The following is a 19,320-nucleotide window of genomic DNA, read 5'->3' on the forward strand; positions in this document are numbered from 1 at the left end:
TGAAAACGAATCATATAAGGTGTTACTTGATCAACTTTCAAGCATCTAAGGCGATTCGGGGCTTGCCAATGTTTTAATTGGCTAGATTCTGATTTAATTCGCAGCTGTAAACGACTGCTATGTGCCGGTAACAGCCACTGAACTAGCCACCCCTCAATCGACGTTTACCACTCCTAACGGAGTGTCATCATCTCTTATACTTCGCGCTTATGGAGTGACGTAGCTTCGTGTCGCTTCGCTAACTCAGCTACTGCCCCAGCGCTCAGTAACGAGATGGGCAGCCTTACTTCCTTGTTCTTAAGTTTAGTTTTGTTTTAATTTTTTCTTATAGAAAAATGGAACGATCTTGCCTGACTATTAATGCAGGACTGTTATCAAAACTAGGGGATATGCCCCGGAACATACTCGCTAACCATTACTCCCTAGTTCCCCTTCAGTGCCAACCAGAACCGCTATACGGCAAATTGCTCGCGTTTATTCTGGAGGTATTACTTATAGAAAAAATATATTTACTACACATACCCCCCCATACGCATATCAAATGGCTGAGGTTTACGAGTTGGCATGAATCTGTGAACTAGGGGATGAATCACACCTAGCTACCGCGCTACGCTTGCTGGATACCTTCACAAGCACCATTAAAAATAGTGCTTGCTCGGCATCAGATATTTACTCCCTAGTTTTATGAACAGGAACTAGGGGAGTGTTTTTGATTTCTTTAGAATGATGGCGTAGCCATAAGAACGTTCTCAGCCTCTGCCGAGGCTTCGTCATCTTTACCCCTTAGTCTTTTGCTTACGGAACATCGAAGCACTTCGCTTCGCTCGGGTGCTTCTAGTTCCGACGCAACGACACGGGGTAAATCTGACCACTAGGGGTGTGAGGGTTATGATTTAGTTGGCATGTCCTTCCATATCTGTGCAATTCTTTTAAAGTCTTCAGATGGTATAAACATATGTGGATTGAGCATGTAAGTACCTGGCTTTACTTGCTTCAGTACCCCTTGCTCCTCTAGTTTCCTGCGATTGCCGTTTTCACTCATCTTCTTTTTTATACTCTTGTGCAGCTCGTTGTCTTGATTCTTCTCTAGGATGATTAAGTTTGGATTCTCTACCCTTCGTTTTGGGTAACTGTTATTGATATTTTGAGTTACCAAGATGTCTTTTAAGTTGATGAAGAGCCATCTGAGGTCCGGGCTCAAATTACTCATTACTCTAAAGGTATCTATCACTATATGTTCCGGATACTCTTTGCTTGATCTTCCATTGCCTACAATAAGGTAGGGAGGCAAGTTATCGTTCGTTTGTTTGCTAATCTGAACGTTTACGCGTTCGTTAGATTTTAGTTCTTTGATGTTCTGCCCAAGTTCGGTAATTGTGGTCATTTTTAAAATCCTATGGTTGCAATCGATTTTAAGAATAAAAATCGATTGATTTGATATGTGAAAATAGATTTAAACCATTGTTATAAAAGGCTTTTTATATGTTATTTAAATAATAAATAAAGGCTGCATTTAGATGGTGTCGGCTGTAGGTGGAGTGGCGGCAATTTCCAGCTTGTACTTCACAAAAAAGTTAACTGTAAATTGCTGTCACTCGTGTCACTCGTGTCACACCTGTCACCTAGATCCAACTCTTAGCAGAGTTGAACACCCTCATAGCCTCGATCTTTGTTAGTTCGGAAATCTTTAACTTTGCCTTTCATATAGGTCTCGAAGTACCAACGTGCTCGCTTGCTAAAGCCTTGTTTGGACTCAGCGGGTTTAAGGTTGGTTTCGCACCACTCGTTGTAACGGTCGAAGAGTTGTTTGATCGGCAGTCTGCTACCTAGCTTCTCTTGAGTGTTTCTCTTTAAAAAGTCGGATACTGTATCTTGACTCTCTCTGTAGTCGTTTCCGTCTTTCAAGATCTTCTGGGGTGTTTGTAGACCATTTTCTTGCCATTCTGACAACCCTTTAAGGGCCCAGTTAAGAATGCCTGGTAACTCATTCTTGAGCTCCGCAAGGAGGTTGGGATTTCGATCTGCTTTAGGTACGACGTGTTCGAACTTAATGTATCGGAATCGGCGCCAGAAGCCTTCGTCATTCATATTAGCGTGTGGTTTGTCATTACCGTACATAACCACTTTGGTAGTTGATTTGAACGTGATCGGGTTTGAACGTAGGAAGCGTCCTGTTACCTCATCATCACCTGAGATGGATTTCAGCATTTGTGCATCAAATGTTGCGTTTTCACCAGTTTCATCTGTTATGGCAAGTCGAGCCCCAGCGAGCATTGCCAGGCTTGCTTGAGCGCCTAGGTTAAGCGTTCCACTGCGCTTCTTCATGAAACTGTCAGAGGATAGCTTAACGCCGTAATTGCCAAGTAGAGTCTTAACTAGGTCAAGGAATGTCGATTTTCCGTTAGCGCCGGTTCCGTATAAGTAGTAGATCTCCTGCTCTTGAGTACTGGCAGTTAAGAAGTACCCAACAAGACATTGTAGATAGTTGATCATCTCTTGATCACCTTGCATTGCTGTCTTTAGGAAGCTTTCCCATTTAGGGCATTTGGCGTCAGGATCGAAGCTTGTACCTAGTGACTTCATGACAAGATCACTAGCGAGGGCTGGTCTACTCGAGCCTTCAGCAATGTCGTACACCCGATCTTGAATGCCAATCAGATTGTGGTCAGCATCTAGCTTATCCATACTAAGTGCTTTTTCCTCTTCAACTATTTTGCGTACAGCGGCGATCTTGCTGGTGTTCATCGCGCTGGTAAGCCATTTCTCATCCACAATGTTCAGATGCGGGTACTTGTAATCAGCAATGTTAGAGATGATCTCCTTGTGGAAGGCTATAAGCATTCGTCGTGCATCTTCAGCCCCAATCCAGGCTCCATTACTAAAGACACGCCATTGTTTTTTGCTGTTATCGAAGACAATGTTTTCGCCATGCTCTTTGATGATCAGTTCTGCGATCATTGAGTCATGTTTGCCTTCTAGCATTTCAGTCTGATTGTGGTCTGCTAGTTCGAGATCCGCTTTGGTTGCGATAATGTTAGTGTTTAGAGAGTTCATTACGCTACCTCCTGATTACGAAGGGCGATGCGGCTATCAATCCATGCTTCTAATTCTGATTGCACCCAAGCGCTTGAGCGTTCGCTAAGTTTGATTGGTTTAGGGAATGCACCTTGTTTAGCAAGATGGTAGATGTACGAACGTGATAGGCCAGTAGCGGCAATTACGTCTGTTAATTTGAGAAGTGTAGTTTTCATTTTGTGTTTCCTTTAATCAGTTAATTTGCTCGCCGTCTTGGCGAGGTTTGATTAAAAGAAATCGAGGGTTTTGCTCCCTCACAGGTGGGGGAAGAGGATTCCCCAGGTGGGGAATTTCCTAATTAGTTCTTTTGTGTCTCCAGGTACTTCATGGCTTCAGCTAAAAGGCGTTCATCGACTTTGCTAAGGCCGTAATTGTTAATATCCAGTTCAACGGCTAGTTCTAATAACAGCTCTTTAATTTGGCTCTTATTGGGGGTTGTGCCTGAAGCGTATTTGGGGCTTTTAGCCAGATGATGCATTAGCAAACCAATAACCTTTAATGCAGTTGTAGAGGGTTTTTCTGGTGCAATCCCTGGGGCGCGGTCATTAGCATTGGAAGTAGATGGGTTTGGATTGATAAATAGATTGTCAGTGATGGCCTCATCATCGGCTTCACGATTTAAACTCGTCAGTACATAACCGTCTGGGGTGCCAAGATCAAAAAGCTCTTCAAAGTAGAGTCTGTTGTTGCCTTCATTTTCGGCTTTCCATAAGCCTTTCAGATAACCATCGGTGAGTAGAATGAAATCGCAAATGTTGTACGCATGCTCAATAAAGCTAGGTGCCTCGCGGAAGTTTTTATCAGTTACAGTGCCGTTGCAGAAGTCCTCTTCGAGTACGTAAGTGACTTCGGCCCAACGATCGAAAACATAGTAAAGCTCAACTTTGCCAGCTAAAGCTTTAGCCAGAACTTGGCGGTAGATCAGCTTTTCTTTTTCACAGTAGACTGCGAGAGGTGTTAAATCATCTAGCTGCATTTTTTAATTCATCCAAATAGTCAGCCCAGCGCTGCATCATCTCAGTTCTTTGTGCTAGGTGCTTGGTGCGGTTGTAGGCGAATTGGTATTCTATTGTATGACACTAGTTGTAACTCAATGGATTGGTAACGGCAATCCTGTTGGTGGGTTAAATGGTGGGTAAAAACTAAAAAATACGAATCGTATTTTATTAAGTTGCCGATATATATGTATTTTAATTTATTATTCTATATTCAGATACAGAATATCGAATAAGATCCTGAATACCGACAGCTGCGTAACTCATAGAAACAGTTAAGAGTATTTCGCGTGATTAAGTTAGCACACCGTCTGGGTTATGCCGGGTTGATCCCTTTCGTCGGATTGGCTTTTCAGTTTGAAGATGCAGCGTCTGTATCGGCTTTTATGAGTTATTCCGCTGTGATCCTCTCGTTTTTAGGAGGGATTCACTGGGGAGTTGCTATGCGGGATAGCAACTTTGCTTCTGATGCTCGTTTGGCCATTTGCATGCTCCCTTCACTTTTAGCCTGGTTGGCACTTTTACTCCCCCTCTATTTAGGTTTGTGGGTTGGGTTAATTGCCTTTTTGGTTTGGTGGGCCTGGGATCATACTCAGATTGAAGATGGCGATTATCGGAGATTGAGAACTCATCTAACGGTGGTCGTTTCGCTATGCCACATCTGGTTGATTGCTCATTTAAATTAGTTGACTATTTTGGAGCGAAAATTCCGCCTTTCACTCCCGCGCTGGTGCGAAATACCAATAGCGAGCTATCAAATGTTTGGCGTGTTTCCCCATGCTGGTTGATGGTTTTAGCATGAATCTTCACCACACCGCGATCTGGTTTCGACTTCGAAGGGATCACCTCTAAAATTTCTGTCTCAACGTGTAGTACATCTCCAGGACGCGTTGGTGTTAGCCAGCGAAGGGTGACTCCACCACCAATAACCCCTGAGGCAATCGGCAAGGATTTGGCAATCAGACGCATAGTGATAGAACCCACCTGCCAGCCACTTGCTGCAAGGCTCTCAAAGAAGGAGTCCTGCGCAGATTCATCTGATAGATGGAAGGGTTGTGGGTCATAGTGCTCAGCAAAGGCTACGATATTTTCATCAGTGATCTCATAGCTTTCACTCTCAAATCTATCTCCGGCATTCAGGTCTTCAAGGTAGAGCATTGATATATCCTAGTCTTAATAGATAAAAAAGGCCGACAAAATGTCAGCCCTTGTGAGAGTAACTTAAATTGTTAGAAGTTACGCTCTTTGAATTTTTTGAATTGGCCAACAATACCTGCGCGGAATGCAAGTACACAGATAACAAACACCGCACCCATAATGATGTGAATGTAGTTACCTAGGTCGCCTGTAGATAGGTAGTTTTGCATTGTTACTATGACACCTGCCCCCACCACTGGTCCCATGAGAGTGCCTACACCACCAACTAGAGTCATCAGGATAACTTCACCCGACATGTGCCAGTGAGCATCGGTAAGTGACGCTAGGTTGAAGACAATAGTCTTGGTTGAACCCGCTAGTGCTGCAAGTGCAGATGAGATAATAAATGCCAGCCACTTGTAGTTGTTAACGTTGTATCCCAGAGAGATTGCACGTGGCTCGTTCTCGCGGATAGCTTTAAGAACCTGGCCAAAAGGCGAGTGCACAGTACGCTGAATGATCGCAAACCCAATCAGGAAGATGACAGCGACCGTGTAGTACATCGCGACATTATCTGTAAGGTCGATGAGGCCAAAGAGGTTACCGCGGGGAATGCCCTGCATGCCGTTCTCGCCACCTGTGAAATCAGATTGCAGGTATACGAAGAAGGTTAACTGAGCGAGAGCAAGGGTAACCATTGCAAAGTAGATGCCTTCGCGCTTGATTGCCAATTTGCCGTAAATTGCCCCAAGTAGTGCGCCAGCTAGGGTACCCATAAGAATACCAATCTCAGTTGATACGCCAAGATTCATCATCGCCCATCCGGTAATGTAGCCGCCGGTACTTAGGAAGGCTGCGTGGCCAAAAGAGAGGATGCCAGCATAACCAAGAAGTAGATTGAATGCGGCTGCAAATAGCGCAAAGCAGAGAAGTTTAGCCAAAAAAACTGGGTAGAGTAGGTAGGGCGCCACGCCAAGCACTACTACGGCAATAATTAGATTTCGAATATTGGTATTCATCTGTTATGCCTCTTTTCCAAATAAACCAGCAGGTTTAAACATCAGAACCAGCATCATCACAACAAAAATGACTGTAGTGGATGCTTCTGGGTAGAAGTATTTAGTTAGACCTTCAACAACCCCCATGCCTAAACCGGTAGCGATAGCGCCACCGATGGAGCCCATGCCACCAATGACTACGATGGCAAATACAATAATCAAAATGCTAGAGCCCATATCCGGTGATACAGAGTAGACAGGTGCTGCAAGAACACCGGCTAAACCAGCTAGAGCCACACCAAAACCAAAGGTTAGTGTGACCATCAAGGGTACGTTAATACCAAAGGCTTGAAGGAGTTTAGGGTTCTCAGTACCTGCGCGAAGGTAAGCTCCAAGTTTGGTCTTTTCAATCATGAACCAGGTGCCTAGGCAGACCACAACTGATGCAACAATGATCCAAGCGCGGTAAGTAGGCAGGTACATGAACGGTAGTTTAATACCGCCTTTTAGTTCAGCTGGCACAGGGTAGCCCTGACCAGATGAACCGAATATGTGGGTAAAAGTACCCTGCAGCATGAGAGCGATACCGAAGGTTAAAAGTAGACTGTATAGATGGTCTAAATTAGCGATCGGACGGATTAAGAAACGTTCGATAAGTATGCCCAATACACCGACAGTTACTGGCACGACAACAAGTGCTGCCCAGTAATTCAAACCGGTCCATTTGAATGCTAATAGCGCAGCAAAAGCACCAAGCATATACATTGCGCCCTGAGCGAAGTTGATGATTCGCAACAGACCAAAAATGATGGCAAGACCTAAACTTAAAAGGGCGTAGAAAGAACCGTTTATCAGTCCTACCAGCAGTTGCCCGCTTAACGCCATAATATTGATATCGAACATGCTATTACCGATCTCAAACTGAAAGATGGGGAGCGCCAAGCACTCCCCCTTTATTTAACCGCAATTACTTAGCAGAGAAATCACACTCTGGGTTCATTGGGTTGTAAGCTTCGTTACCTGGGATAACTTTTACGATGTCGTAGATGTCATCTTCAGATTTACGGTTTGCAGGATCTTTGATCTCTACTAGAAGCATGTCGTGAACCATACGACCGTCGCCACGTAGAGACGCGTTACGAGCGAAGAAGTCAGTTGGGTTAGCAGACTTCATCTTAGCCATAACAGCGTCAGCATCGTCGGTACCTGCTGCTTCAACAGCTTTCAGGTAGTTCATAGTTGCTGAATAAGCACCTGCGTGAACCATTGTTGGGATTGAGCCGTGGATCGCTTTGAAGCGGTTGCTCCATTCACGAGTCTGCTCGTCCATATCCCAGTAGAAACCAGTTGTTAGACGCATGCCTTTAGCAACATTGCCGTCCATCGCTTTAGTATCTGTTGCGAAAACAAGCAGACCTGCGATATCAGACTGTTCTGTTAGACCGAACTCGATAGCAGCTCTTAGAGCGTTAGTTGTGTCGTTACCTGCGTTAGCAAGTGCTACAACTTCAGCGCCAGAAGCCTGAGCCTGTAGTACGTAAGAAGAGAAGTCTGTTGTACCTAGTGGAGCACGAACTGCACCTACTACTTCACCGCCGTTCGCTTTGATTACGCCGCTAGAAACACCTTCAAGCGCGTGGCCGAAAGAGTAGTCAGCAGTGATGAAGAACCACTTCTTCTTGCCTGCAGCAACCATGTTCTTAACAGTACCGTTTGCAAGAGCTGCTACGTTGTATGTCCAGTGAGCGATGTATGGAGAACAAACACCTGCTTTAGCTGTGAAAGAGTGTGAAGCTGAACCAGTGATCAGTGCGATGTTTTTGTTCGCAGAAGTCACCTGAGTTACAGCGCCTGTTACAGCTGAAGATACTAGGCCGCCGATGGTGTCTACGCCTTCGTCTTCAACCCACTTACGAACGATTGAAGAGGCAACGTCTGGCTTAAGCTGTGAATCTGCTGAAACAAGTTCGATTGGCTGACCAAGAACTTTGCCACCGAAATCATCGATAGCCATCTGAGTAGCTTCGGTCATACCCTTGCCGCCAACGTCAGCGTATATGCCGCCCATGTCGCCAATTACACCGATTTTAACTTTGCCGTCTACAGTTGCTGCAGTCGCTGTTGCTGCCATGCTAGCTGCGATCATTGAAGCGAGTAGTGTTTTACGCATCATCTTTTCTCCACATTGGATTTTTTTGTTATCTGACTATCTTCGGCTGTTTAATTAGACGCCTAGGTAGCTGTTTAGAAGCTCTGTTTTTGCTTCCAATTCATCTGCTTGAATCTCTTCAACTATGTGTCCGTGCTCCATCACGTAGTGACGGTCAGCTATCGGAGCCGCAAAGCGGAAGTTTTGTTCAACAAGCAAAATTGTTAAGCCGCGCTCTTTAAGCTGTACAAGAACATCGGCAAGTTTGTCGTTAATAACCGGTGCAAGACCTTCAGTGATTTCATCAAGTAGAAGGATGTTGGCACCTGTTCTTAGAATGCGAGCAAGCGCAAGCATCTGCTGCTCACCACCTGATAAGCGCGTGCCCTGACTCATTCGGCGCTCATATAGGTTAGGGAACATCTCAAAAATTTCATCGACGCTCATCCCGCCAGAGCGAACATTTGGAGGAAGCATCAAATTTTCCTCTACGTTCAAGCTTGCGAAGATGCCACGCTCTTCGGGACAGTAGCCAAGTCCCAAATGGGCAATGCGGTGTGAAGCCATGTTGATGGTTTCATTGCCATTAATGACGATCTGACCGCTACGTTTGCCTACCAGGTTCATGATCGCTTTTAAGGTTGTAGAGCGCCCTGAACCATTGCGCCCTAACAGGGTGACAAGCTCTCCCTCCATAACATGAAGGTCGATACCGTGCAGGATGTGACTTTCACCGTAGTAAGCGTGAAGGTTGCTAATGCGAATCTTTTCTCGATGACTATGGCTCATTAGTGTGCTCCTGCTGCATCTGCTTCGCGGCCCATGTAGGCTTCGCGAACTTGTGGATCTGCAGATACAGTTGCGTAATTACCCTCTGTAAGGATCTGGCCGCGTTGCAGAACGGTTATTTGATCGGCTAGGGTCGAAACTACCTTGAGGTTATGTTCAACCATAAGAATCGTGCGATTTTTGCTTACCTGTTTGATTAGATCCGTAGTGCGACCAACATCCTCATGTCCCATACCCTGAGTTGGTTCATCAAGGAGCATCAATTCAGGATCTAGTGCGAGTGTTGTGGCAATTTCTAGGGCGCGTTTACGGCCGTATGCCAGGTCAGTCGTAACTGTGTTTGCAAACTCTTTAAGACCTACTGATTCCAGTAGTTCCATGCAACGGTCATTAAGGCCGTTAAGAATTTTTTCTGAGCGCCAGAAGTGCATGCTGTGCCCCTCTTTACGCTGCAAAGCAACACGGACATTCTCAAGTACCGTCAGGTGTGGAAAAACTGCAGAGATTTGGAATGAGCGGATAATACCCATTCGCGCAATCTCAGCTGGCTCTTTTCGAGTAATGTCATGCCCATTGAATGTAATGACGCCCGAAGTTGGCTGAAGGAACTTAGTCAGCAGGTTGAATACTGTGGTTTTACCTGCTCCGTTTGGACCAATAAGCGCGTGGATATTGCCGCGTTTAACATTCAAGTTAACATCAGAGACGGCGGTAAAGCCTTTAAACTCTTTCGTCAAATTTTTGGTCTGGAGAATGAATTCTGACTGATTTGAAGCCATTACTTTTATTATCCCTTGGTTTCCACTTCATTTAGTGGTTCTAGCTTTTCATCCAAGGTTAAGTAGTAAGCTTGTCGTAACTATTAAGAGAATGCGACGAATTGTGTTTTGCGGGGCGGTCTTTTCAACATTTGTGACACAATTTAAATAAATGCATATTTTTCAGATGCTTAGATAATATTATCCATTGGTATTAGAGCGCTTTTTAGACAAAAAAATGCCCTGCTGTGACAGGGCAAAAGATTTAAGTCTGAAATTTAAAATTGACTGATTTCGAACTTAAATAGGGAGTTAAGACCTTTTTGTGCCAGACCTAGGTGGGTTTGAGCACGTGGAAGTAGATACTCTATGTAGAATTGAGCGGTAGCTAACTTAGCTGCAATAAAGTCGCTAGAATAGCTGTCGGTTGAGCTCGTTTTTGCTGCCGTAGCCGAGCGCGCAAGCATCCACCCGCCGCAAAGGTAACCCATGCCCATGAGGTAATCGAAGCTAACGGCCGCACCCTGGTTTAGATCTGATGCTGTTATAGCTTTTACAGCGGCTTGAGCCTCTTTCACTGAGTTGGCAAGCGCTTCCCCGATTACAGATAAACCCTCAACTTGGGCAGTTTCTTGTGCTGTATTTAACACTTCTGCTAGGAAGTTGTTCACTGTAGCGCCCTGATCTAGAAGCGTTTTGCGTCCCACTAAATCAAGCGCCTGGATTCCAGTTGTTCCTTCGTATATTGGAAGAATTCGTGCATCTCTAAAGTGTTGCGCGGCACCTGTCTCTTCAATGAAGCCCATGCCGCCATGAATCTGCACATTAAGTGAGCATACCTCCTGGGCAAGTTCAGTCATCCAGCCTTTAACAATAGGTGTGTATAGTTCAACGCGCTTTTGGGCTTCTATGTTGTCCGCGTCGTGGTGTGCACGATCAATCTCTGCAGCTGCTTCAAGGACAAATGCGCGCATCGCCTCAGTTGCAGCTCTTTGCATCAGAAGCATGCGACGAACATCAGGAAATTCGATGATGGCAAGTTTGTCGCCATTTTTTGAGCGGCCTTGGATACGATCGCGGGCATAGCTAACAGATTGTTGGCGAGCGCGCTCAGCGATTGAAAGGCCCTGTAATCCGACAGATTGGCGAGCGTGATTCATCATTGTGAACATGTACGCTAAGCCTTTGTTTGCTTCCCCAATTAGGTAACCCACTGCGCCGCCCTGATCACCAAAACTCATGACACAAGTTGGACTAGAGTGGATGCCTAGCTTGTGCTCAAGGGCTATGGCATGTGCATCATTTCGTTGTGTGTAATTACCCGACGCGTCTTTAAGAAACTTAGGCACTAAGAATAGTGAAATCCCTTTTACGCCTGCTGGAGCATCTGGAAGGCGTGCTAATACCAAGTGGACAATATTATCTGTCATCTGGTGATCGCCCCAGGTGATGAAGATTTTTTGACCTTTAACTAGGTAGTGATCGCCCATAGGTGTTGCTGTTGATCGAATGGCAGCCAGATCTGAACCTGCATCTGGTTCTGTAAGGTTCATGGTGCCCGTCCACTCACCTGTAACCATTTTTTCTAGGAACTCTGCTTTAAGTTCTTCGGAAGCGTGTTCTGTTACTGCTGCAACAGCACCCTGGTTTAGTAGAGGGCAAAGTGCAAATGCTAGATTGGCGCTCTGCCAAATTTCGTTCACAGCGGTACCTAATACATTGGGTAGATTTTGACCCATGTACTCCTCTTTAGAGGTGAGGCCGTTCCATCCGCCTTCTACAAATTGTGCATACGCCTCTTTATATCCCGCTGTCTCTTGGACGCCGTTAGAGTCCAGTTTTGGTGGGTTTTTATCACCAATAGAGTTTAATGGTGCCAATAGTTGGCTGCCTAGTTTTCCTGCTTCGTTTAAAACTATAGCGCCTAATTCGGAGTTGCACTCTTCAGCGCCAATCGTATTGCAAAGCTGATCAAACCCAATCACTTCATTGAGTACGAAAAGTGCATCATCTTGTGGGTGTTGGTAGTCACTCATGGATAATACTCCTATTAGTAAAATGTTCTGTTTTCGGTCGCGCGAGCGATGAAGCTTTCAGTTGTTTGGTATAGCGCGCCTAGCGAGGCATATTGCACTACCTTTGCTTGGAACTCTTTAATGCCTACTAGGTCGATATAACGTAGCGCACCGCCTCGGAATTTTGGAAAGCCTAGTCCGAGTATTAAACCCATATCTGCTTCGGCTGCAGATGAGACGATTCCATCTTCTAAGCAGCGAACGGTTTCCATGCACAAAGGAATCATGAGGCGATCAATGATCTCTTGATCGGTAAAGCTGCGCTGATCCGATGCATGCTCTGAAATGAGCGTAAGCGTGCTTTCTGCTGGACGTTTGAAACGATTACCATTTTCATCTTTGCCATAACTATAGAAGCCTGAGCCACTCTTCTGTCCTAGCTCACCTTTTGCAAGCAACGACTCAGCAATTACAGTACCGTCATGCCCCATGCGATCAGGGAAGCCTTGCTGTAGAACCTGATCAGCATGTACTAACACATCGATGCCAACAACATCGGCAAGGTAAGCAGGTCCCATCGGCCAGCCGAACGTCTCCATTACACGATCAATCTGCTCGAAATCTGCGCCATCTAGAAGTAGGCGGTTAAATGCATTGAAGTAGGGAAATAGAATTCGGTTAACTAGAAAGCCTGGACAATCATTTACAACAATAGGTTTCTTACCCATGGCGAGTGCGTAATTTACTGCACGAGCAACTGTTGCTTCGCTGGTTTTTTTGCCGCGAATAACTTCAACTAGAGGCATCGCATGTACGGGATTGAAAAAGTGCATACCGCAAAATTGCTCTGGACGCTTAAGCGATTCTGCCAAGCTTGTAATTGAGATGGTTGATGTATTCGAAGAGAGTACAGCGTCATCCCTTAACACACTCTCTACATCACTCAATACCATCGCTTTAACTTTTGGATTTTCGACCACAGCTTCAACAACCATATCGACATCACCAAAGCCTTCGTAATCGAGCGTTGGATTGATTTTAGTGAGTGTTTCAATCTTCTGTGCTTCGGATAGCTTACCCTTCTTAATTTGGCGATCGAGTAGTACGGTTGCTGTCGAAACACCGAGATCTAATGCAGGTTCGTTGATGTCTTTCATCTCAACCGGAATGCCGCTGATTGCAGACTGGTATGCAATACCACCGCCCATGACGCCGGCGCCAATAACTGCACCCTTGCTTACAGAACCGCCTGCTTTCGCAAAACGTTTAGCTTGAGTTTTAATGAATTGATCACTCGCAAAGAGGCCGCTTAATGCCTTGCCGGCATCGGATTGCATCAAAGTTGCAAAGCACTGAGCCTCAGCCTCGAGTGCTGAAGTGAAGTCTAATTGAGCTGTGTTACTGATTAGTTCGATGATCTCATTTGCAGCGGGTGTATTTGCATCCAACTGGGATCCAAATTTATTTAGAGCTGCAGCTTTGATGGCTTCACTGGTTTGTTCTGATGCTAGGTGTTTACGCAGACGTTGACTCTCTGTCTTTTGCTTGTTGCTGCTTAAGATTAGTGAGTTGGCGGTTTCAATTCCCGCATCATCAACAATCGCATCAACTAATCCTATCTCACGGGCTTTATCTGCCTTTAATGGTCTGCCAGATAGGATCATCTCAAAAGCCTTGTCTGCTCCAGCTAATCGAGCAACTCGAATATTTCCACCCCAGCCTGGGCAGAGACCTAGAGTAATTTCGGGTAGACCAATAAGTGCGTCCTGGGTAGCTACACGAAAATCGGTAGTTAAAGCGATCTCTAAACCACCGCCCAGCGCCATGCCGTTAATGATACTGACTGTTGGGAATGGCAGGTTTTCAATTGAATTAAAAAGGGCATGGGTTTCGTCAAGCATCTCAAGTATTGCAGCCTTCGGCTGTTTCTGTAGCTCGATTAGCTCAAGTATATTTGCACCTACAACAAAGGAAGATTTACTGCTGCGAATAATTAAGCCCAGCGCACTGCTTTCAGATTTGATCGTTTGAATCGCAGTTTTCAGTTCAGATAAAACAGCGGCGCTTAATGTGTTTACACTTGCATTATTCGAGTTGATGACAAGCTCAATTATAGAGTCTTTGCGTTGAATAACTTGGATATGTTCGCCTGTATACATCGTTCTTTTACCTTATAAAAAATGGCGGGTGAAATTCACCCGCCTAAAGACACTTCAAGGGTGATAGTGTCGAGCGAAAATTGATTAAGTTCGTTCTATTAGTGCAGCTATTCCTTGGCCGCCACCGATACATAGGCTAATGATTGCAAAGCGGCCTTGGGTGCGCTCAAGTTCGTAAAGTGCTTTTGTCGTGATGATGGCGCCCGTCGCACCAATTGGGTGTCCTAGAGATATCCCGCTTCCGTTTGGATTTAGACGATCCATAGGTAGTTTTAGCTCTTTAGCAACAGCCAAAGCCTGTGCTGCAAAGGCTTCATTGACTTCATATAGATCGATGTCATCTACAGAAAGGTTCTGGCGCGCAAGGATCTGTTGAATCGCAGGCACTGGACCAATTCCCATGTAGGCTGGGTCTACACCAGCAACGCTGTAATCGACCAGTCGTGCCATCGGTTTTAGGTTGCGACGCTGAGCCTCTTCTGCAGACATCATGACTACAGCAGCTGCCGCATCATTCAGTCCCGATGCATTACCTGCAGTTACCGTACCCTCACGTTTAAATACAGGTTTTAAATTGCTCATGTCAGTTAATGCGCAGTTGTGGCGAACATGCTCATCGGTATCGAATAGTTGTTCACCTTTACGGGTTTTCAATGTTACCGGTACGATCTGCTCTTTGAAGAAGCCATTTTCTATCGCCTTCTGAGCTCGATTATGGCTTGTGACTGCCAGTTGATCCTGCTCTTCACGGGAGATGTTGTATTTTTCTGCAAGATTCTCTGCAGTGACACCCATGTGTACTTTATTGATGGGACAGGTGAGTGCTCCCACCATTGCATCAACCATTATTCCATCCCCCATACGTTGTCCAAAACGTGCCGAAGGAAGGTGGTATGGAACTCGGCTCATCGATTCGGCACCGCCAGCGACCACTGTTTTGCAAATGCCTAATTGAATCTGTTGGGCTGCAGTTAGAATTGCCTGTAATCCACTACCGCAAAGGCGGTTTACTGTTAGTGCAGGTGTTGTTTCTGGGATGCCTGCGCCGATAGCAGCCACGCGCGACATGTACATATCTGCAGCTTCACTATGGGTCACATTTCCTATGACAGCCTGTTCGATGTCAGAGCTTTCTACGCCAGCGCGTTTAATCGCTTCGTTTATCACAAGTGCCCCAAGTTGTGTTGGTGCTTGATCCTTAAAAGAGCCGCCAAAGGTACCGATAGCTGTACGGGCAGCGCTTAGAAAAACTACTTCTTGCATGAAAAACTCCGACTTTGAATTGTTACAAAGGACACATTTTACGGATGTTAATAGGGGTTAGAATTGCAAAAACAGATCATAAATTAGCAAAAACGGACATGCTTATATAAAATAATTGCTCACTTATTACGGAATAGAAAAAGCATGAAATCTGTTCAGCAAACTATCTCCATTCACTTCGTTCATGAATTGATAAGCGCTTTGGATGATACGAGTATTGATGTGCCAATGTTACTCAGTAAGGCGGGTATAAATCCCCGTCTTCTTACTAGTCGGTTGTCACGTGTTACGCCAACGCAATTTTCCCGTTTTATTTTGTCTATTTGGCGTTCCATGGATGATGAGTTTATGGGAATGGCCAATAAAAAAGCCAGGTTTGGCTTGTTCATGCTAATGGCTAAACACGCCGTTCACTTACCTGATCTTGGCTCTTTATTGCGATATTTATGTGACTTTTATGTGCTTACTAGTAGCGCAATGAAACTGGATATAGAGGAGGATGCTGAGTGGGTGCGCCTAACACTGAAAGTCGATCCAAGTGACCACTACACTGGTCACACTTTAGAGGAGTTTTATCTGATGGTTTGGCATCGATTTGGTAGTTGGTTAGTCGGGAAAACAATAAATCTTAAAGTTATTGAATTTGCATTTTCGGAACAGCAGTATTTTTCTGAATATCAGCTCATGTACCCCTGTCCAGTTGTGTTTAATAAAACCGCTAATGCTTTGGTTTTTAAGCGCAGTCAGATGTCACTTCCTATCGTTCAAGATGAAGGTAGTTTGGATCAATACATAAGGCGCTTACCGTACGACTGGTTTACAAAGCAGGCGTATCAGCAAACATTTACTAAAAAAACCTATGACTATTTGGTGCGGGTTGGGTTTGCTGATGCATCAATTGAGAATTTGGCGAAAGGGCTGTACCTAACTTCCCGAACTTTAAGACGCAAACTTGCGGATGAAAAGAGTAGTTTCCAATCCATTAAAGATCGCGTGAGGCTGGATCAAGCAATTACACTACTTGGCCAGAAAAAATACTCAATCCAAAACATTTCAATAATGCTTGGCTTTTCTGACGCGCCTTCATTCTCTAGGGCGTTCAAGAACTGGACTGGCGTTTCGCCGCATACGTTTAGAGCTAAAAGTTAAATGGCAACGTATAGAGGAATGTCGCTCTCACCACCAATCACTTCAAGTTTCTGCTGTGCAATTTGATAGTTGATGTATGACCTCGTTTCTCCATAAGCAAGGTGGTGTTCGAACGGAGAAAGACCGCGAGGAAACAGTGCTCTTAACAGCTCTTCAACGGTACTTGGTGTTTTACAAAAGCGAGTGATTTTGTTTGCGTTTTCAAGATAACCGTTGACTAGCTCATCGATTCGAGCTGAAAGATTGGTCATAGATTTTTCATGGGAAGGCAGCACGAGTGTACTAGATGGCAATGCTTTAAGCTCAAGTAGTCCATCGATCCAAGTTTTTAATGGATTGCCTTTGGCATCACCAAATCGAACGCTTACATTAGAGCTTATTCTGGCAAGTACCTGGTCTCCTGAGATCAGTATATTTCTATCTCGGTTGAACAGTGATACGTGGGCTACGGTGTGGCCATCATTTACAAAAATGTCCCAGGTCTCGTTTTTGATTGTGATCGTGCCTGATTCAAGTTCAACGTAATTGCTTGGGAGTGGATAAAAGGCCCGTTGAAAACCCAATAATCCTTTTATGATTAGCTCGTACTCAGACTCAGGAATACCTCCTTGATGGTAAAACTCATTGAGACTGCTTGATAGGTCAGCATCTTCAGAGGGATTCATTGCTAAAAATTGATTTATTCCATCGTATTCGGGTTTGCTTACCCAAAGAGGTACTTTCCATTTTTCACAGATCCAACCTGCTACACCGATGTGGTCTACATGAGCATGAGTGGCTAGTACGGCCTTTAAAGGTCTTGATTCAGGCAGCTTTTCTAGGATGTTTTCTAGAATTTTTTGCGACTTTTCGCTTTTTATGCCTGTATCAACAAGGATCCACCCGTCGTAATCTTCCACTAGGTAAACGTTAATATGATCCAGTGCAAAGGGTAGAGGTAACCGAATTTGGTAGATGCCTTCTGCGACCTCTGTGGGGATACCCAGTAGGTTGTCTTCGGGTATTGATTGCACTGAATTCATATTGTCTAGTTTGCCGTTGTTATACGTTTGCCCGTATTACCTTTTTGTCGATTTTACCGACACTTGTTTTCGGAATCGACTCAACAATCTTAACCTGTTGAGGAATAGCCCATTTATTTATTCGGCCACTCTCTACAAACTGCATTAAGTGTTGTTGGATTTCAGTTGGCTCTATAGTTGTATCGGCAGCAGCTACGATGAGTGCAAGCGGGCGCTCATCCCACTTTTCATCTGGTATGCCAACTACAGCGACTTCGTTCACAGCTGGGTGTTGGCTAATCAGATTCTCAAGTTCTAAGGAAGATATCCACTCGCCGCCAGTTTTGATGACATCTTTGATACGGTCTTTGATCTGCAAGAAACCGCGACCATCAATTGAGCCGACATCTCCGGTATGCAGCCAGCCGTTACTCCACAGCTCTTCGCTTCGTTCGGGCTCTTTTACATACCCTTGTGTTAACCAAGGTGCACGAACCACTACTTCGCCCATAGCTTCGCCATCGTGCGGAACATCGTTGCCATTAGGGTCAACGATGCGCAGGTCAACAAGACCCATTGGAACGCCTGTTTTGATACGCGTGCTCATCTGGTTTTCGATAGACAATTCACGTGTATCGGAGTGCAGGTAGGTTATGGTCAGTAGAGGACAGGTTTCGGACATGCCGTATCCGGTATGGAATTTAATTCCTTTGGCAGCCATAGCATTTGCTAGGCCAAGTGTCGGAGCACTTCCTCCGGTCATTAATTTCCAACGCGATAGATCGGTTGTTTTGGCCTCTTCAGACTCAAGGATCATCTGGAGCACAGCAGGAACACCGTGCGAGAAGGTTACACCCTCTTCGCGGTATAGGCGGACCAGTTTGTTTGGCTCATAACGACCCGGGTATACCTGCTTAATGCCTTTCATTGTTGCTACGTATGGAATGCCCCATGCGTGAACGTGGAACATAGGCGTCATAGGCATGTAGACGTCATCAGAACGAAGCAGTGGAAGTGCGTCGTATGCCCCCATGGTGACAGCAGCATTAAGTGTGTGCAGTACCAGTTGTCGGTGTGAGAAAAAGACCCCTTTAGGGTTTCCGGTTGTGCCGGTTGTATAGAAGGTTGTAGCTACAGAATTCTCATCGAAATCAGGGAAGTCATATTGTTCAGAAGACTCTGCAAGTAACGCTTCATATTCGCCAAGTGTCGCAAGCTTTGTGGATTTTGCACTCTCTTCATCTGTTAATTGAACCACCGCTTTCACAGATGGAACCTGAGGGGCAATGTCTTCAAAGAGTTCTACAAAATCATCATGTACTAAGACCATGTCATCTTCTGCATGGTTCATCGTGTAAGCAATTTGATCTGGGCTTAGACGAATATTTACATGGTGCAAGATTGCACCAATCATTGGTACAGCAAAGTACGCTTCTAAGTAGCGATGGCTATCCCAGTCCATTACAGCAACAGTATCGCCGGCACCTACACCCGACTTTGTAAGAAGGTTCGCGAGGCGAGCAATACGTTTGTTTAGTTCAACGTAGTTGAATCTAACCTTATCGCCGTAAACGATCTCCTGGTTAGGTTCATATCTAACACCTGAAAGAAGTAGGCTCTTGATTAGAAGGGGGTATTGGTAAGCACTTTCCGTTGGCGCCAGTATTTTTGTTGTTTTCATCGGTGTTTGCTCTTCTTTAAATTTGTTGCTGGGAAAAGTTTTAATGGGATTTAGTGAGTATCTATTAAATATCTTAAGGTTTGCGCAGTTCTGTCTAAATTCCACCGAAATGTGACTGATGCAGAAATTAACTCCCATAACGAATAGACTA

17 protein-coding genes are annotated in these 19,320 nt (G+C 45.0%); 2 read left to right on the forward strand and 15 right to left on the reverse strand.

The features are described 5' to 3' along the window. Nucleotides 1-886 precede the first annotated feature (886 nt). The 4 genes from XMG48_RS08595 to XMG48_RS08610 all read right to left on the reverse strand — a co-directional run bounded on the left by XMG48_RS08595 (nucleotide 887) and on the right by XMG48_RS08610 (nucleotide 4,051). Nucleotides 887-1,384, reverse strand: coding sequence for a hypothetical protein (locus XMG48_RS08595; RefSeq protein ID WP_173481660.1), 498 nt, complete (start codon nucleotides 1,382-1,384; stop codon nucleotides 887-889). A gap of 251 nt (nucleotides 1,385-1,635) precedes the next feature. Then, complete coding sequence (locus XMG48_RS08600; RefSeq protein ID WP_173481661.1) at nucleotides 1,636-3,054, reverse strand: phage/plasmid primase, P4 family; 1,419 nt, start codon at nucleotides 3,052-3,054, stop codon at nucleotides 1,636-1,638. Continuing rightward, nucleotides 3,054-3,251 carry an AlpA family transcriptional regulator gene (locus tag XMG48_RS08605; RefSeq protein WP_173481662.1) on the reverse strand — a complete coding sequence of 66 codons (198 nt, stop codon included), beginning with the start codon at nucleotides 3,249-3,251 and terminating at the stop codon, nucleotides 3,054-3,056. Before XMG48_RS08605 ends, XMG48_RS08600 begins: the two co-directional genes overlap by 1 nt. A gap of 122 nt (nucleotides 3,252-3,373) precedes the next feature. Further along, the gene (locus tag XMG48_RS08610; RefSeq protein WP_173481663.1) at nucleotides 3,374-4,051 is read right to left on the reverse strand and encodes a hypothetical protein; all 678 of its coding nucleotides are present in this window, start codon (nucleotides 4,049-4,051) and stop codon (nucleotides 3,374-3,376) included. A gap of 309 nt (nucleotides 4,052-4,360) precedes the next feature. On the opposite strand from XMG48_RS08610, the gene XMG48_RS08615 reads away from it, so the two are divergent. After that, a complete protein-coding gene (locus tag XMG48_RS08615; RefSeq protein WP_173481664.1) occupies nucleotides 4,361-4,756 on the forward strand; it encodes a DUF3429 domain-containing protein in 396 nt (131 codons plus the stop codon). A gap of 4 nt (nucleotides 4,757-4,760) precedes the next feature. Here XMG48_RS08615 and XMG48_RS08620 read toward each other — a convergent pair whose 3' ends face one another. The 9 genes from XMG48_RS08620 to bktB form a co-directional block, all read right to left on the reverse strand. Next, complete coding sequence (locus XMG48_RS08620; RefSeq protein WP_173481665.1) at nucleotides 4,761-5,228, reverse strand: MaoC family dehydratase; 468 nt, start codon at nucleotides 5,226-5,228, stop codon at nucleotides 4,761-4,763. Between the two features lie 71 nt (nucleotides 5,229-5,299). Further along, complete coding sequence (locus XMG48_RS08625; protein ID WP_173481666.1) at nucleotides 5,300-6,226, reverse strand: branched-chain amino acid ABC transporter permease; 927 nt, start codon at nucleotides 6,224-6,226, stop codon at nucleotides 5,300-5,302. Between the two features lie 3 nt (nucleotides 6,227-6,229). Further along, nucleotides 6,230-7,108, reverse strand: a complete 879-nt coding sequence (locus XMG48_RS08630; protein WP_173481806.1) for a branched-chain amino acid ABC transporter permease — start codon at nucleotides 7,106-7,108, stop codon at nucleotides 6,230-6,232. Between the two features lie 64 nt (nucleotides 7,109-7,172). Beyond that, complete coding sequence (locus XMG48_RS08635; RefSeq protein WP_217363841.1) at nucleotides 7,173-8,378, reverse strand: ABC transporter substrate-binding protein; 1,206 nt, start codon at nucleotides 8,376-8,378, stop codon at nucleotides 7,173-7,175. 51 nt (nucleotides 8,379-8,429) lie between these two features. Then, a complete protein-coding gene (locus tag XMG48_RS08640; RefSeq protein WP_173481667.1) occupies nucleotides 8,430-9,143 on the reverse strand; it encodes an ABC transporter ATP-binding protein in 714 nt (237 codons plus the stop codon). Then, on the reverse strand, nucleotides 9,143-9,922 hold the full coding sequence (locus XMG48_RS08645) for an ABC transporter ATP-binding protein (RefSeq protein WP_173481668.1): 780 nt from the start codon (nucleotides 9,920-9,922) through the stop codon (nucleotides 9,143-9,145). Before XMG48_RS08645 ends, XMG48_RS08640 begins: the two co-directional genes overlap by 1 nt. Before the next feature lie 257 nt (nucleotides 9,923-10,179). Continuing rightward, nucleotides 10,180-11,937, reverse strand: a complete 1,758-nt coding sequence (locus XMG48_RS08650; RefSeq protein WP_173481669.1) for an acyl-CoA dehydrogenase — start codon at nucleotides 11,935-11,937, stop codon at nucleotides 10,180-10,182. Between the two features lie 14 nt (nucleotides 11,938-11,951). Further along, nucleotides 11,952-14,075 (reverse strand): fatty acid oxidation complex subunit alpha FadB, encoded by a 2,124-nt coding sequence (gene fadB, locus XMG48_RS08655; protein ID WP_173481670.1) that lies wholly within the window; start codon nucleotides 14,073-14,075, stop codon nucleotides 11,952-11,954. Between the two features lie 84 nt (nucleotides 14,076-14,159). Further along, on the reverse strand, nucleotides 14,160-15,338 hold the full coding sequence (bktB, locus tag XMG48_RS08660; RefSeq protein ID WP_173481671.1) for a beta-ketothiolase BktB: 1,179 nt from the start codon (nucleotides 15,336-15,338) through the stop codon (nucleotides 14,160-14,162). Nucleotides 15,339-15,482: 144 nt separating this feature from the next. On the opposite strand from bktB, the gene XMG48_RS08665 reads away from it, so the two are divergent. Next, nucleotides 15,483-16,487, forward strand: coding sequence for an AraC family transcriptional regulator (locus tag XMG48_RS08665; RefSeq protein ID WP_173481672.1), 1,005 nt, complete (start codon nucleotides 15,483-15,485; stop codon nucleotides 16,485-16,487). On the opposite strand, the gene XMG48_RS08670 is transcribed toward XMG48_RS08665, so the two are convergent. Further along, on the reverse strand, nucleotides 16,484-17,509 hold the full coding sequence (locus tag XMG48_RS08670; RefSeq protein WP_173481673.1) for an MBL fold metallo-hydrolase: 1,026 nt from the start codon (nucleotides 17,507-17,509) through the stop codon (nucleotides 16,484-16,486). The genes XMG48_RS08665 and XMG48_RS08670 overlap by 4 nt on opposite strands. Before the next feature lie 19 nt (nucleotides 17,510-17,528). Further along, nucleotides 17,529-19,169, reverse strand: a complete 1,641-nt coding sequence (locus XMG48_RS08675) for a fatty acid--CoA ligase (protein ID WP_173481674.1) — start codon at nucleotides 19,167-19,169, stop codon at nucleotides 17,529-17,531. Between the last annotated feature and the right edge of the window lie 151 nt (nucleotides 19,170-19,320).

Source organism: Marinobacterium sp. xm-g-48 (assembly GCF_013282925.1).
Lineage (GTDB): Bacteria > Pseudomonadota > Gammaproteobacteria > Pseudomonadales > Balneatricaceae > Marinobacterium_E.

Coding starts and splice junctions, on each gene's coding strand:
- XMG48_RS08675 (WP_173481674.1), bottom strand. CDS start 19,169: ATGAAAACAACAAAAATACTGGCGCCAACGGAAAGTGCTTACCAATAC.
- XMG48_RS08670 (WP_173481673.1), bottom strand. CDS start 17,509: ATGAATTCAGTGCAATCAATACCCGAAGACAACCTACTGGGTATCCCC.
- XMG48_RS08625 (WP_173481666.1), bottom strand. CDS start 6,226: ATGAATACCAATATTCGAAATCTAATTATTGCCGTAGTAGTGCTTGGC.
- XMG48_RS08620 (WP_173481665.1), bottom strand. CDS start 5,228: ATGCTCTACCTTGAAGACCTGAATGCCGGAGATAGATTTGAGAGTGAA.
- XMG48_RS08630 (WP_173481806.1), bottom strand. CDS start 7,108: ATGTTCGATATCAATATTATGGCGTTAAGCGGGCAACTGCTGGTAGGA.
- XMG48_RS08605 (WP_173481662.1), bottom strand. CDS start 3,251: ATGAAAACTACACTTCTCAAATTAACAGACGTAATTGCCGCTACTGGC.
- XMG48_RS08650 (WP_173481669.1), bottom strand. CDS start 11,937: ATGAGTGACTACCAACACCCACAAGATGATGCACTTTTCGTACTCAAT.
- XMG48_RS08640 (WP_173481667.1), bottom strand. CDS start 9,143: ATGAGCCATAGTCATCGAGAAAAGATTCGCATTAGCAACCTTCACGCT.
- XMG48_RS08610 (WP_173481663.1), bottom strand. CDS start 4,051: ATGCAGCTAGATGATTTAACACCTCTCGCAGTCTACTGTGAAAAAGAA.
- bktB (WP_173481671.1), bottom strand. CDS start 15,338: ATGCAAGAAGTAGTTTTTCTAAGCGCTGCCCGTACAGCTATCGGTACC.
- XMG48_RS08645 (WP_173481668.1), bottom strand. CDS start 9,922: ATGGCTTCAAATCAGTCAGAATTCATTCTCCAGACCAAAAATTTGACG.
- XMG48_RS08635 (WP_217363841.1), bottom strand. CDS start 8,378: ATGATGCGTAAAACACTACTCGCTTCAATGATCGCAGCTAGCATGGCA.
- XMG48_RS08595 (WP_173481660.1), bottom strand. CDS start 1,384: ATGACCACAATTACCGAACTTGGGCAGAACATCAAAGAACTAAAATCT.
- XMG48_RS08665 (WP_173481672.1), top strand. CDS start 15,483: ATGAAATCTGTTCAGCAAACTATCTCCATTCACTTCGTTCATGAATTG.
- fadB (WP_173481670.1), bottom strand. CDS start 14,075: ATGTATACAGGCGAACATATCCAAGTTATTCAACGCAAAGACTCTATA.
- XMG48_RS08600 (WP_173481661.1), bottom strand. CDS start 3,054: ATGAACTCTCTAAACACTAACATTATCGCAACCAAAGCGGATCTCGAA.